Raw genomic sequence first — 13618 nt, forward strand, 5'->3', positions numbered from 1 at the left:
TTGATAACTTTCAATCTTTTTCCCACTCTTCGCTGAAAATAAAAAGAGGCCATCTCTTTTGAGACAGCCTCTTCTTTACAAACTGACTAAAAGAATAAATATACGATAGATGCCAATTCCAATAAATAATACTGCAACGATCCGCCTCAACCACAATTCAACGTTCTTAATTCTCACAAACCAGGTATTTAATTCAGAAAGAGTAAAGGCAATTATTAGGGTGAAAAGAATAACCACCATACTGGTTCCAAGCGCAAATAATACGGGAAGAATTAAACCGGAAATGCTGGTAATCGTCATTGGAATCAATAACCCGAAATACATGACTCCGCTGTAGAAACAAAAAGCAAGGGCAAAAACAACTCCGAGCAAAAAATCCTGTAGGTAAGGATATTTATTTTGTTTTTCTATTTTGTTTGAAAGTCTGGAAAACGTGGGAAACGAGATTGGCACGAGGTCAAACATCACCAACCCAATTATTAATAATAGCGGACCGATTAATAGCTCTCCGTAGCGGGAAAGAAATCCTGAAATATTTAAGGAGTTTGCTCCTAAAAATAAAATAAAAGCGACTGAAGTATATGTGAAAGCCCGCCCTGCAGTGTAAATAATTCCACCAAACAATACTCTTTTTTTATCACTCGCTTCCTTGCTAATAAACCCAATTGCAGCAATATTTGTGGTTAATGTGCATGGCCCAAGAGACGTAATAATGCCTATCAAAAAAGCAGACCACAATGGGAACGAGGATTGATCTAACAGATTGGTGAAAAGTTCCTGCATCAGAGTTTATCTAAGGTTTCTTCAAAAAGAGATTTAAACTTCTCAGGTTTTGGCAACGCATATAAAAATGCATCATTGGTCAGATTGATCTGCTTTTCGTCTTTGATAATGATCAGTGATTTAAAAACCACGTTAAAGGCTAACGCAAAATCTTCAATTTCGGCATCATCAATATTGTATTGTCGGAATACTATTTCACCGCCTTTTACATTATCAGCATACTTTCCATTCAGTTCTTCTTTTATTAATTGTTCAATGGTATTGCATGTTTCGCAACGAATAGAAGTCCGAAAATAATACACTCCAATCTGTCCTTTATCAGGTAAAACAGGATCATCACTTTTAATTGGTTTATTTTGTGTACAGGCAAATAACACAGCAGCCAACAGAAACAGTATTTGAATTTTGATCCTCATTTATTCTTCTTTTAGATTTTTCAATATCTCTTTAAGTTCAGTGTATGTAGGCAGTTTACCACTCATCACTACCTGATTATTCACGACCAATCCTGGAGTTTGCATTATACCAAACTGCATGATTTCCATCAAATCTTCGACCTTGCTAATGCTTGCTTCTATGCCAAGTTCTTTTACTGCTTTTCGAACCCGATGATCCAATCCACGGCATCTAACACAACCAGGTCCCAAAACTTTTATATCCATTTTTTCGGTGATTTGGAGTAAAAGTACAAATTCCTGAGTGAAGATTAGTTTAAAAAAGTGTTAATGCATAAGTGTTTTGCAGGTCTTAAAATACCTTAATTTACGCATTGAATTAGTCTGGGTTCAAAGAATGTACTATCTTCGCAAGCATAGAAAATTTAAGAATATTATAGACCGATGAAAAACTATAAATTTCTGAATGTTGTTACCGGCTGGGTTGTATTTTTGATCGCAGCCGTTGTCTATTTAATGACTATTGAACCAACCGCCAGCTTCTGGGATTGCGGAGAGTTTATCACAACTTCTTTTAAGTTAGAAGTAGGCCATCCACCGGGTGCTCCGTTTTTCATGATTTTAGGACGTTTCTTTACGATTTTCACGGACTCCTCTCATGCCGCAATGGCGATCAACTCACTTTCGGCATTAGCAAGTGCATTCACAATCTTGTTTTTGTTTTGGACCATCACACACCTTGCGAAAAAATTAGTGAATACAGAAGAGATTCTAACTCTTGGACAAACTATTGCTATTTTGGCTAGTGGAGCTGTTGGAGCGTTGGCTTACACTTTTTCAGACACCTTTTGGTTCTCAGCTGTTGAAGGTGAAGTTTATGCATCGTCGTCTCTGATTACGGCAGTTGTTTTCTGGGCCATTTTAAAATGGGAGAACGTTGCCGATCAACCTCATGCAAATCGTTGGATCATTCTAATTGCCTATCTAATGGGACTTTCCATTGGGGTTCACCTGTTAAACTTATTGGCAATTCCCGCAATCGTTTTTGTCTATTATTTCAAAAAATACAAGGTTACCAGAAATGGCATCATCCTCAGCTTAATTGTTTCGCTGGTAATTTTAGGCGTAATCATGTACGGAATTATTCCTGGCGTTATTACCATTGCGACCTGGTTTGAACTGATGTTTGTGAATGGATTTGGCTTGCCATTTAATACTGGAACAATCATATATTCTGCCTTACTAATTGGCTTAATCGTATTTGGAATTCATTATACAGCCAAAAAAGGACAAGTACTTTGGAATACTGTTTTAGTGGCATTCACTGTAATTCTTATTGGATATTCATCTTTTGCGATGATTGTTATTCGCTCATCGGCAAACACTCCGATGGATCAAAACAGCCCAGATGACGTATTCTCATTATTGGGATATCTAAATCGTGAGCAATATGGTGATCGTCCGCTGGTTAAGGGACAGTACTATAACACTCCTCTGGATTCACGCACTCCGTATGTTGACACAAAACCATATTACATCCAGAAAGATGGTAAATATGTAGTTACCTATACTCGTCAAAAAGCACAATACGATTCTAACTACACAACCTTTTTCCCACGAATGTGGAGTAGGCAGGATCAACATATTCAAGATTATAAAAGTTGGGCAGGAATCAAGGGCAAGCCTGTCAGGATTAGTGGCCGAGATGGAGAAAGTCAGACTATACAACTACCAACATTTGGTGAAAATTTACAGTTTTTCTTACGATACCAGGTTGTTCATATGTACTTCCGGTATTTCATGTGGAACTTTGCCGGACGACAAAACGACACTCAAGGTCATGGAGATATTCTCAGCGGCAATTGGATTAGCGGTATTAATTTCATTGATTCTGTCCGATTAGGCGATCAAAGCAAATTACCAGATGATCTAAAAAACAATAAAGCACGAAATGTATATTATTTCCTCCCGCTATTGCTTGGATTGATTGGAGCCTTCTTCCACTACCAGCGGAATAAGAAAGATTTGTGGGTTGTATTTTTGCTATTTCTAATGACAGGATTAGCAATTGTAGTGTACTTAAATCAGTATCCGCACCAGCCTCGTGAACGCGACTATGCCTATGCAGGATCGTTCTATGCATTCACCATTTGGATTGGAATTGGCGTTCTTGCCATTGTTGAAGGATTAAAGAAATGGATGCCTCATACCATCAGTGCGATTCTGGTTTCAGTGTTAAGTTTTGTTTTGGTACCAGGCATTATGGCCAGCGAAAACTGGGATGACCACGATCGATCAGATAGATATACTGCCCGCGATTTTGGAGCAAACTATCTAAACTCATGCGAACCTAATTCAGTTATCTTTACCAATGGTGATAACGACACATTCCCACTATGGTACAATCAGGAAGTTGAAGGCGTTGGAACAGATATTCGGGTTTGTAACTTAAGTTACTTGCAAACAGATTGGTACATTGATCAGATGAAGCGTAAATCGTATGAATCAGAACCTCTGCCCATAAGCTTTACGGAAGACAAATATGTTCTGGGAACCAATGATGTTATCTATCTGCTTGAAGATCCAAGAATTAAAGGAGCTGTCGAATTAAGCAAAGCACTGGACTTTGTAAAAGATGATAACCCAAGAACAAAATTGGCACAAGCTGATAACGCATCCTACATTCCTTCGAAAAAATTGTTTTTCAAAGTTGACAAGGAAGCAGTTATTCGGAATAAAGTTGTTCCGGAAAACATGTACGACCAAATTGCAGACACTATCTTCATCAATTTTGGAGGGAAAAATTACATCTCCAAGGATGAACTCATGGTGCTGGATATGATTGCAAATACAAATTGGGAGCGACCAATTTATTATGCAATTACAGTTGGACGAGACAAATACCTCGGACTGCAAGACTATTTCCAACTGGAAGGGTTTGCCTATCGATTTACTCCGGTAAAATCGGCACGCGAAGGTATTCATTTTGGAATGGTTGACACGGAGAAAATGTATACCAACCTGATGGAGAACTTCATGTGGGGTAACATGAATAATCCAAAGGTTTATATTGATGAGAATAACCAACGCATGATGATGAATATCCGAAACAACTTTAACCGACTGGCAGAATCGCTGATCGTTGAAGGTAAAAAGGATTCAGCAATTCATGTTCTGGATAGAAGCCTTGAATTGATTCCGCATGAAGTGGTGCCTTTCAATTATTTTTCACTTCAAATAGCTGAAAACTATTATGGAGCAGGAGCACCAGACAAAGCAAAAGGAATAATCGATTCTGTAATTAATTCGTACACTCAACAAATGGATTATTTCCTTTCATTGGATGATAAGTACATTGCGTCAGTGGATGAGGAAATCCAACGGATTCTTTATTTCATGCGCGAGATGAGCATGATCGCTGCGAATAATGATCAAACCGAATTATCGCAGAGTATCACTAAATTGTTTACAGATTATTTAAACCAATATAGTGCACAAAATTAATGCAGACTTTGGATCCACGCATACGTCTTCCCCGTTTTTTAACCGCTTGCTTCCCTGAAGCACTGTGGAGAATTCCGGGTGAAAACAACTTGGTCTATCTTACTTTTGATGACGGTCCGGTACCCGAAATTACTCCCTGGGTGCTCGATCTATTGAAAGAAGAGAAAATTAAAGCCTGCTTTTTTTGCGTCGGAGAAAATGTCAAACGTTATCCGGAAATCTATCAGCGCATCATTGATGAAGGACATTTAGTTGGTAATCACACGTTCAATCATTTGCAGGGGCTAAAAACTCCCAACATGAAATTCTTTCGAAATATTTTGAAAGCTTCAACCTATATCGAATCGAATTTTTTCAGGCCACCACATGGATGGATGAAGCAATCGCAATATGAGCAAATCAAACAACACTATCAGGTTGTAATGTGGGATATCATTAGCGGCGATTACAAGTCAGATATTACTCCGGGCTTGGTTGCCCGAAATGTATTGACCAATGTTCGTCCCGGGTCCATCATTACCTTTCATGATTCGTTGAAAGCAAAAGAAAACCTTTATCGGGCTCTGCCGGTAGTGATACAAAAACTGAAGCTGAAAGGCTACCATTTTGGAAGCTTGCCAGCAAACAAACAAGAAATTAGAATAGCAATATAAAATAATAAACAAGTATCTCATGTCGAATATTCTTATCGTAGGTTCAGGTGGAAGAGAACATGCTCTTGCCTGGAAAATCAAACAATCACCCAAATTAACTCAACTATTTATTGCTCCTGGAAATGCAGGGACAGCAGAATTAGGGGAAAATATTCCAGTTGGCGTTTCAGATTTTGAAGGTTTAAAAAAGGTGGTTCTGGATAAGAAAATTGATTTAATGCTGGTTGGACCAGAGGTTCCTTTGGTGGAAGGACTACATGATTTCTTTTTAGCTGATGAAAGCCTTCAACACGTTAAAGTTGTCGGCCCTCAAAAAGAAGGCGCCTTATTGGAAGGTTCAAAAGACTTTGCCAAAGAATTTATGGATCGTCACCAAATACCAACTGCAAAATACAAAACAGTAACTACTGAGAATCTGGAAGAAGGTCTTGCATTTCTACAAACAATGAAAGCTCCTTTTGTGCTTAAAGCCGATGGACTTGCCGCAGGTAAAGGTGTTTTAATTATCGAAGATCTTGCTGAAGCTGAAGCTTCCCTAAAAGAGATGTTAGGCGGACAATTTGGTGCTGCCAGTAGTAAAGTCGTTATCGAAGAATTTTTGTCGGGAGTGGAGCTTTCCGTATTTGTGATTACGGATGGTAAAGGTTATCAAATTCTTCCGGAGGCGAAAGATTACAAACGAATCGGAGAAGGTGACACTGGCCTAAATACAGGTGGAATGGGAGCAATTAGTCCGGTTCCATTTGCAGATGTTGCATTCATGAAAAAAATTGAAGACCGTGTTATTAAGCCAACAGTTGACGGACTTCAAAAAGACAATATTGCATACAATGGTTTTATCTTTTTAGGCTTGATCAATGTTGGTGGTGATCCATACGTAATCGAATATAATGTTCGCATGGGTGACCCGGAAACAGAAGCTGTTATGCTTCGTGTAAAATCAGATTTTGTAGATCTTTTAGAAGCTGCAGCTGATGGCACCATGGCAGAACAATCCATTGAAATAGATGAGCGCAGTGCAGTAACTGTAATGTTGGTCTCAGGTGGCTATCCTGGTGATTACGAAAAAGGGAAAGTAATGACTGGTTTTGACCAGGTTGAGAACAGCATCTTATTTCATGCCGGCACCAAACAAGATGGAGACAATGTGGTCACAGCAGGTGGACGGGTGATTGCGGTAAGTTCCTATGGGAACTCGATGAAAGAAGCTCTGGATCAGTCTTATAAGAATGCTGAAAAGATTAACTTTGAAGGAAGTTATTATCGCAAAGATCTCGGGTTCGATTTGTAAATAATAGAACTCCAATGCCAACAATTGAATTGCTATTTTTTTACTTGATACTATGATTCTTCGAGTACTAAAAACAAACCAGGCATACCACTTTATTCTAATACCACTTGTCGCACTGGCATTGTGGTTCAAGGCATTGATATCGCCAGAATTTTACCCGTTTTATGATGGGGAAAATAATATGCCGCTATATCAATTAGTGGAACTGGTGTTTGGTAAATCAGCGTTTGCTAATAATTTGTTGGCATTACTTATTGTAATCTTTCTGTCATTTATTATTCTTCGGTTGAATTCGGCTTACGCCTTTATCCGCATTCGTACGTTTTTACCTTCAAATATTTTTGTACTCATTGTAAGTGGATTAGTGAGCCTGCAAACCATGCATCCGGTTTATTTTGGCTTACTATTTTTACTGTTATCCATTGACCGGGTTTTCCAATCCTATGACAAACAGAAATTTCATTCCAATGCATTTGATGCGGGATTTTATATCGGCGTTGGTTCGCTATTCTATTTTAACTTGATTTTCTTTTTCCCGGTTATCTGGATTGGATTTTCGTTAATAAAAAAACGGCCTGAGTGGCGAAACTTTGCCCTTCCGGTAATTGGTCTATTCCTCCCCTGGTTGTTTACCTGGTCATACTATGCTTACAGCGATAATTTGGATGCATTTATCCAAACAATCAATCAAAACTTTCTAACTTCAAATTACTTTCTGAGAGGAAATATCCATCTGCAGATCTATATTGGATTTCTTGTTTTGCTCACACTGCTAGGTAGTTTCTTTATGCTGTTGCAATATGACGAGAAAAAAATAAGCACCAGAAAATACTACCAGATCTTTCTTATCATCTTTTTGATATCAGCAATTCTGTTGCTCTTTGTCCCCGCAGTTTCTAAAGAGATATTGGTGATAATGGCATTTCCGTTAACCTGCTTAATTTCCAACTACCTGATCTTTATGAAACGAAAATTCTGGGGGAATTTCTTCCTGTATCTTTTTGCCGGAATCGTCATTTATTTGCAATTCGTATAAATGAATCCTGATAGAGCAACCTTGGCCATTTATGGAATTCAAGATTGGTTTGAATACGAACATCCTTTTTATGTACATGATCACAATCTCTGCATCATGCGTAATGGGAAAGTGGAACATTTCCTGCAATTGGAAAGGATTACCCGTCGAAAAAGGGATAATAAACTTTACGAAGAGATTTATTCAATTCTGAAGAAGAAGAAATTACTCGCCGAAGATTTTGATTTGGTTTTTGTAGACAACGTTGTTGGGCGAACATTTTTAACGTCAAAAGGAGATGCCCGTTTTGAAGCGCCGCTAAATAATCAATTGGCAACCAGCCTCGAAAAAGGGCGTTGTTGGTGGTTTGGGCGGGAAGCAAATGCATGGGTATTAAATCATGAATTGTCACACGTTTTTAGCTGCCTACCATTCTTTGGGAATTTCAAACAAAACAGTTTATTGGTTCATTTTGATGGCGGAGCAAGTTTGAGCAACTTCTCAGCCTGGCTTTATCGGGGAAATAAAATCACCAAAATTACTGCCCACTGGGACTACCAATATCTAAGTTCCATTTTCAATTCAAATGCCCTTGTATTTGCCGTAATTGGAGCAAAGCTTAGTGAGCAAAATTCGGTTCCCGGAAAAATGATGGGACTCGCAGGTCATGGAAAATATCGTCCGGAACTGGAAGAATGGCTTCGTAAGAATGACTTCTTTAAGGACATCTGGGGCAAAACATCTATCTTTTTCAAACAGGTGGCAAAAGATTGGAATATTGAACTGAAATCATTCGATCAAAAAAATCCGTTTATCCTTGATTGTATGGCAACGTTTCACGAGATATTTGTACAGGAAACCATCCATATTTTAAAAATGTTGCAAGCGCAAACAGATGCTACCTATCTGTATTACACAGGAGGATGCGCCCTCAACATCGTTGCTAATACTAGAATCATTCAGCAAAATATTTTCAAGGAAGTATTTATTCCACCATGCACCGAAGATTCAGGGCTCGCATTGGGAGCGGCAGCATTTGCCGAGTGGGAAAAACATGGAAGTGTTCAAATGCATTCACCTTACTTAAACAATTGGAATCTTCCCGGCGAGGACTTTGAATATACCATTGAAGACATCCAGAAAGTTGCCGAACAGCTAGCAAACGGGAAAGTTATCGGAATTTGCAATGGGAACGGAGAAGCAGGTCCTCGAGCACTCGGGAACCGGAGTTTGCTTTGCCTGTCGAATGATAAAAAACTTGCTCAAAAACTAAGTATGACGCATAAGGGACGTGAATGGTACAGACCCGTAGCACCAGTAATGCTTGAAAAGAATGCCAAATATTTCACAGGTAAGAAAACAATCCACCCTTTAAGCCAATATATGTTACTCGATTTTGATATTTTGCCAGAACGACAAAAAGAATTAATTGGTGGAGTTCATATTGATGGAACTTCCCGAATTCAAACTGTTTTCAATAAAGAGCAAAACCCTTTTCTATGGGACTTACTGACCTATATGGACGAAAAACATCAAATAAAAGCATTGATAAACACTTCCTTCAATTCAAAGGGAAAACCAATTGTACACACGCAGGAAGATGCCATATCTTCAGCAAAAAAAATGGATATTGACGGAGTTGTGCTGCAAGGAAAATTGATGATTCTAAAAGGGAATTAGAGATGACTCCACGGCTAGAGCAAATATCAGGAATAAAGCTTGTTGGCAAAAAGTTAATCATGTCATTCGCTTGTAATATAACAAAAGAATTATGGCAGAGCTTTATGCCGAACATTGGCAATATCTCCAATGTTTACAACAATGATTTATACAGTATTGAAATATATCCTGATCTGGAATTCCTTCAAAATTTCAATCCAAATAAGCAATTTGAAAAATGGGCAGCCATCCAAGTAACCGAATTTACGTCTATCCCAGAAGAAATGGAGACACTGATAATTCAGAATGGTTTATATGCCGTTTTTCTATACAAAGGCCGAGCGAGTGAAGCCATGGAAACCTATCAATATATAATCACCAATTGGATTCCAAACTCTGAATACCAACTTGACAATAGACCTCATATGGCAATAATGGGAGAAAAATACAAGCATGAACATCCGGATTCAGAAGAAGAATTATGGATACCCGTTGTAAAGAAATGAAGCAATAATTGCTGATTGAAAAGTACTATTTTATTCGATGGTCAGACTCCTATTTCCCAGCCTTAAATGCCACTGCCATCTTTTCTTTTGAAACCGGTTTTGGCTCTTCGGTCAGCGGTAACGAAAAATAAAAATTACTTCCCATCCCCGGTTGAGACTCAACACTGATTTCACCCCCCAATAAATCCATTAACCCTTTACAAATACTTAGTCCCAAGCCATTGCCTTCCTTCATACGATGATTTTCAGCCTGCACAAAGCGATCGAATATTGAATTAATTTTTTCCTGTTGGATTCCATAGCCGGTATCTTTTACAAAGAATTGAATAAAGCCTGAACTCTTTTTATCCATGTTAAACCCAAACTCAATAAAACCTTCATCTGTAAATTTGATTGCATTGTTAATCAGGTTATTTAACACCTGGCTTAATCGTATTGGATCGGTTTCAATTATCAAATTCTCATACCCCTTTTTAACGATTGGTTTTTTGAGGTGTACATCAGGATTGTCTCCCAAATGCGGATTCTGTTGATGCAGCTCATATTGCTCATCCAGAATCGCTTTAATCTGGCAAGGTTCCTTGAAGATCATCAATTGGTTTGACTCCAACTTTGAAACATCCAAAATATCATCAATAACCTGCATCAATTGTCTCCCCGAGTTCAAAATAATCTCCCGGTATTGGTAAAACTTCTCAAGGTCCAGGGTTGGTTTCAGAATTTCAGAGAACCCTAAAATACTATTTAATGGTGTTCGTATTTCATGGCTCATATTCGCAAGAAAAGCTGACTTCAAACGTTCGTTTTCTTCAGCCTTTTTAAGAGACACTTCCAGTTCGGTGTTCTCCTTTATGATTTGCTTATTCTGACTTTTAATTTCTAAACCATGCCGGATATCGTCAATCAACATATTGATACCTAAACCTAATGAGTCTAACAAATCATTTTCCTCTGAAAGCTGAACTTGCGTATCATAATTCCCCTGAGTAACTTTTAATAAGGCATCAATCATCCCATTAATACGTTCCTCAGTTTGCTTCTTATATTGTGGCATATGTTGTTTAATTTTTCAGTTATTCCTTAATCCACATTAGTCCTTCTTCTTTTGTTTTAAAGAATCTGATATTCCCGCCTTTAGATATCACCATTACAAATTGCGCCAACACCCTTGCAACCGGATGGATACCATACAACGCAACTTTATGAGTGGTTTCGTCCTCAACTACCTTCTTCCACAATTTTCTTGCCTCGGGTGAATTCTTCCGAGCTCGATTCAAATCAATTAAATAATTAACTGAGCCAGTGAATGATTTTGCAAGTTGTCTATTGAGTTTATCCTGAGCAATTGCAATTGCGGTTGTTTGCTCTCCAATGGCGATTACATGAATAATATTGCCAGGCATAACTGAAACAATATTGTTCCCTACAACTAATTCTTGCTTTTTTGTTTTTTGAATTGAAAGCTGTTCTATCATGCTAGAATTACTTAATTTTCAACATCTTCCGCCATTTTCATTATTCTAAAATATTAAATATTGCCCGATAAAACCTAAAATCACACCAAATAGTTATGAGACATTTCTTAACAATTCAGTGGTAAACAATAACATTTTTTAATAAAAAAGTCTGTAACGAATCTCGATTTCGTTCGTCCTAAAAAGGAATGAAAACAATAACAGATACAGAACAGTCATAATAAATTGTTCATTGACATCCAAAAAACGACCGTTCATCGAATATTTTTTAATGAATCGCCAATGATTTAACAACTTTACAAGGACAAAGCAGAAAACTTGAAAACAATGATTAGACTAAACAACATCCACAAATCCTATGAAGTGGGGAATAACAAATTGCACGTTTTGAAAGGAATCGACCTTGAAATTGAAAACGGAGAATTTGTTTCCATTATGGGATCATCCGGTTCTGGCAAATCAACCCTGCTAAACATTTTGGGTATGCTTGACAACTATGACGAAGGAAGCTATTACCTAAACAACAAATTAATTAGTAACATGAGTGAAAAAAAAGCAGCCTTGCTCCGCAACGACATGGTTGGTTTTGTTTTCCAATCCTTCAACCTGATTTCATTTAAAAATGCCATGGAAAATGTTGCCTTACCTCTTTATTATAAAGGAGTAAAACGCAAAAAGAGAAATATGCTGGCGATGGAATATCTTGAAAAGCTAGGGTTAAAAGAATGGGCAGAACACATGCCAAACGAATTATCAGGTGGGCAAAAACAGCGAATCGCTATAGCTCGCGCATTAATCTCCAAACCCAAGGTAATTTTTGCCGATGAGCCTACCGGGGCTTTGGACACTTCAACTTCTTATGAAGTAATGGAAATCATGAAAGAAATTAATGGCGATGGCATCACCGTTATTCTGGTTACTCACGAGCATGATATTGCTTCCATGACCCGAAAAATAATCCGCCTGAAAGATGGCCGAATTCATGAGATAATTCGCAACGGCAATCTCAATGAATTCAGACATACGTATATGAAAGAATTGGAAACCGCTTAAAGAGGAAGCCATGTTTGACATTGATATCTGGCAAGAAATAATTGCCACCATCAAAAAAAATAAGATGCGAACCTTCCTCACCGGTTTTTCAGTTGCCTGGGGTATTTTCATGTTGATGGTATTGCTTGGTTCCGGTAATGGATTGAGTAATGGAGTCTCCGAAAACTTTAAAAACCAGGCCGTAAATGCTATGTGGATTTGGACTGGTGAAACCAGCATCCCTTACGAAGGATTAAAGGAAGGAAGGGAAATCAGGTTTCATAATGACGACTACGACCTTTTGAAAAATATGGAAGGTGTTGGCTCTGTTTCCGGACGTTACTTTATGGGAGGAACCAGGCTTGCATACAAAGCAGAATATGGAGATTACACTGTAATGACCTGCCACCCCGATCTTTTAGATGTTGAGCAATATGAAATTATCGACGGTCGATTTATCAACCATGTGGATATTTTACAAAAACGCAAAACAGTTGTTATTGGCAAAGACATATATGAAGCATTGTTTAAAGGACATGATGCAATTGGCGAATACCTGAAAATTAACAATATCCCTTTTAAGGTAATTGGTATTTGCAAAGAACCAGGATCAACACGAAATCGCACAGCTTTTATTCCTGTTTCAACAGCACAGATCGTTTTTAATGGTTCCAACCGAATTCACAACTTCGCCATCACAAACGAGGGAAAAACCTTAGCCGAAACAAAAGCAATTGAGGAAAACATTAAAAATACCCTGGCACGAAAACATCGCTTCGATCCGAAAGATGATAACGCGGTTGGCATGTTCAACATGATGGAAGCTTACCTTGAAACTCAAAAGATCTTCAATGCCATTGAAATCTTTATTTGGATCATCGGAATTTTCACGCTCATCGCAGGAATTATCGGGGTTAGCAATATCATGCTTATTGTTGTAAAAGAACGAACCAAGGAAATTGGTATTCGCAAAGCAATAGGAGCAAGTCCCCGCTCTGTTATAGGGTTGGTTTTAATGGAATCCATTCTGATTACTACCCTCGCCGGTTATATCGGCTTAGTGCTGGGAACTGGAATTATGGAGATAATCAATCTTTTTGTTGAAAAGTCATTCGAAGCTTCGGCTGCCACCAATGGTGGCAATGGGGAAACTCTCTTTCGCAATCCGACAGTAGATATTGGAATTGCGATTGTATCAACCATACTGTTGGTAATCGCTGGAACCATCGCCGGTTATATCCCGGCAAAAAGAGCAGCCAGAATTCGACCTATAGAGGCACTTCGAGACGAATAGCAAAAATTAGA

13 protein-coding genes are annotated in these 13618 nt (G+C 38.3%); 8 read left to right on the top strand and 5 right to left on the bottom strand.

Going from position 1 to position 13618, the window contains the following annotated elements; all coding sequences use genetic code 11:
- Positions 1-75: 75 nt before the first annotated feature.
- From ACUNWD_RS20200 to ACUNWD_RS20210, 3 genes are read right to left on the bottom strand one after another with little or no spacing between them, the layout of a single operon-like run.
- Positions 76-783, bottom strand: a complete 708-nt coding sequence (locus ACUNWD_RS20200) for an aromatic aminobenezylarsenical efflux permease ArsG family transporter (protein ID WP_445589680.1) — start codon at positions 781-783, stop codon at positions 76-78.
- Positions 783-1199, bottom strand: coding sequence for a nitrophenyl compound nitroreductase subunit ArsF family protein (locus tag ACUNWD_RS20205; RefSeq protein WP_445589681.1), 417 nt, complete (start codon positions 1197-1199; stop codon positions 783-785). Before ACUNWD_RS20205 ends, ACUNWD_RS20200 begins: the two co-directional genes overlap by 1 nt.
- Positions 1200-1445 (bottom strand): thioredoxin family protein, encoded by a 246-nt coding sequence (locus tag ACUNWD_RS20210; protein ID WP_445589682.1) that lies wholly within the window; start codon positions 1443-1445, stop codon positions 1200-1202.
- A 177-nt stretch (positions 1446-1622) separates the two neighbouring features.
- On the opposite strand from ACUNWD_RS20210, the gene ACUNWD_RS20215 reads away from it, so the two are divergent.
- Genes ACUNWD_RS20215 through ACUNWD_RS20240 form a run of 6 tightly spaced genes read left to right on the top strand, consistent with a single transcriptional unit; the run spans position 1623 to position 9806 of the window.
- The gene (locus ACUNWD_RS20215; RefSeq protein ID WP_445589683.1) at positions 1623-4682 is read left to right on the top strand and encodes a protein O-mannosyl-transferase family; all 3060 of its coding nucleotides are present in this window, start codon (positions 1623-1625) and stop codon (positions 4680-4682) included.
- A gap of 8 nt (positions 4683-4690) precedes the next feature.
- Positions 4691-5335, top strand: coding sequence for a polysaccharide deacetylase family protein (locus ACUNWD_RS20220; RefSeq protein ID WP_445589684.1), 645 nt, complete (start codon positions 4691-4693; stop codon positions 5333-5335).
- Positions 5336-5354: 19 nt separating this feature from the next.
- A complete protein-coding gene (gene purD / locus ACUNWD_RS20225) occupies positions 5355-6626 on the top strand; it encodes a phosphoribosylamine--glycine ligase (protein ID WP_445589685.1) in 1272 nt (423 codons plus the stop codon).
- Between the two features lie 52 nt (positions 6627-6678).
- On the top strand, positions 6679-7662 hold the full coding sequence (locus tag ACUNWD_RS20230; protein ID WP_445589686.1) for a DUF6427 family protein: 984 nt from the start codon (positions 6679-6681) through the stop codon (positions 7660-7662).
- Positions 7663-9321 (top strand): carbamoyltransferase C-terminal domain-containing protein, encoded by a 1659-nt coding sequence (locus ACUNWD_RS20235; protein ID WP_445589687.1) that lies wholly within the window; start codon positions 7663-7665, stop codon positions 9319-9321.
- Between the two features lie 2 nt (positions 9322-9323).
- A complete protein-coding gene (locus ACUNWD_RS20240; RefSeq protein WP_445589688.1) occupies positions 9324-9806 on the top strand; it encodes a GyrI-like domain-containing protein in 483 nt (160 codons plus the stop codon).
- A 49-nt stretch (positions 9807-9855) separates the two neighbouring features.
- Here the strand turns inward: ACUNWD_RS20240 and ACUNWD_RS20245 are convergent, their stop codons facing one another.
- Both ACUNWD_RS20245 and ACUNWD_RS20250 read right to left on the bottom strand, forming a co-directional pair.
- Entirely contained in the window at positions 9856-10860 is a 1005-nt protein-coding gene (locus tag ACUNWD_RS20245; RefSeq protein ID WP_445589689.1) for a sensor histidine kinase, read from the bottom strand.
- A 19-nt stretch (positions 10861-10879) separates the two neighbouring features.
- The gene (locus ACUNWD_RS20250) at positions 10880-11281 is read right to left on the bottom strand and encodes a DUF7793 family protein (protein ID WP_445589690.1); all 402 of its coding nucleotides are present in this window, start codon (positions 11279-11281) and stop codon (positions 10880-10882) included.
- A gap of 327 nt (positions 11282-11608) precedes the next feature.
- On the opposite strand from ACUNWD_RS20250, the gene ACUNWD_RS20255 reads away from it, so the two are divergent.
- Together ACUNWD_RS20255 and ACUNWD_RS20260 are read left to right on the top strand one after the other, a co-directional pair.
- The gene (locus tag ACUNWD_RS20255) at positions 11609-12334 is read left to right on the top strand and encodes an ABC transporter ATP-binding protein (RefSeq protein ID WP_445589691.1); all 726 of its coding nucleotides are present in this window, start codon (positions 11609-11611) and stop codon (positions 12332-12334) included.
- 10 nt (positions 12335-12344) lie between these two features.
- Positions 12345-13607, top strand: a complete 1263-nt coding sequence (locus tag ACUNWD_RS20260) for an ABC transporter permease (RefSeq protein ID WP_445589692.1) — start codon at positions 12345-12347, stop codon at positions 13605-13607.
- Positions 13608-13618: the final 11 nt, after the last annotated feature.

Source organism: Sunxiuqinia sp. A32, from assembly GCF_052690465.1.

Coding starts and splice junctions, on each gene's coding strand:
- ACUNWD_RS20215 (WP_445589683.1), top strand. CDS start 1,623: ATGAAAAACTATAAATTTCTGAATGTTGTTACCGGCTGGGTTGTATTT.
- ACUNWD_RS20230 (WP_445589686.1), top strand. CDS start 6,679: ATGATTCTTCGAGTACTAAAAACAAACCAGGCATACCACTTTATTCTA.
- ACUNWD_RS20210 (WP_445589682.1), bottom strand. CDS start 1,445: ATGGATATAAAAGTTTTGGGACCTGGTTGTGTTAGATGCCGTGGATTG.
- purD (WP_445589685.1), top strand. CDS start 5,355: ATGTCGAATATTCTTATCGTAGGTTCAGGTGGAAGAGAACATGCTCTT.
- ACUNWD_RS20260 (WP_445589692.1), top strand. CDS start 12,345: ATGTTTGACATTGATATCTGGCAAGAAATAATTGCCACCATCAAAAAA.
- ACUNWD_RS20250 (WP_445589690.1), bottom strand. CDS start 11,281: ATGATAGAACAGCTTTCAATTCAAAAAACAAAAAAGCAAGAATTAGTT.
- ACUNWD_RS20205 (WP_445589681.1), bottom strand. CDS start 1,199: ATGAGGATCAAAATTCAAATACTGTTTCTGTTGGCTGCTGTGTTATTT.
- ACUNWD_RS20235 (WP_445589687.1), top strand. CDS start 7,663: ATGAATCCTGATAGAGCAACCTTGGCCATTTATGGAATTCAAGATTGG.
- ACUNWD_RS20200 (WP_445589680.1), bottom strand. CDS start 783: ATGCAGGAACTTTTCACCAATCTGTTAGATCAATCCTCGTTCCCATTG.
- ACUNWD_RS20255 (WP_445589691.1), top strand. CDS start 11,609: ATGATTAGACTAAACAACATCCACAAATCCTATGAAGTGGGGAATAAC.
- ACUNWD_RS20245 (WP_445589689.1), bottom strand. CDS start 10,860: ATGCCACAATATAAGAAGCAAACTGAGGAACGTATTAATGGGATGATT.
- ACUNWD_RS20240 (WP_445589688.1), top strand. CDS start 9,324: ATGACTCCACGGCTAGAGCAAATATCAGGAATAAAGCTTGTTGGCAAA.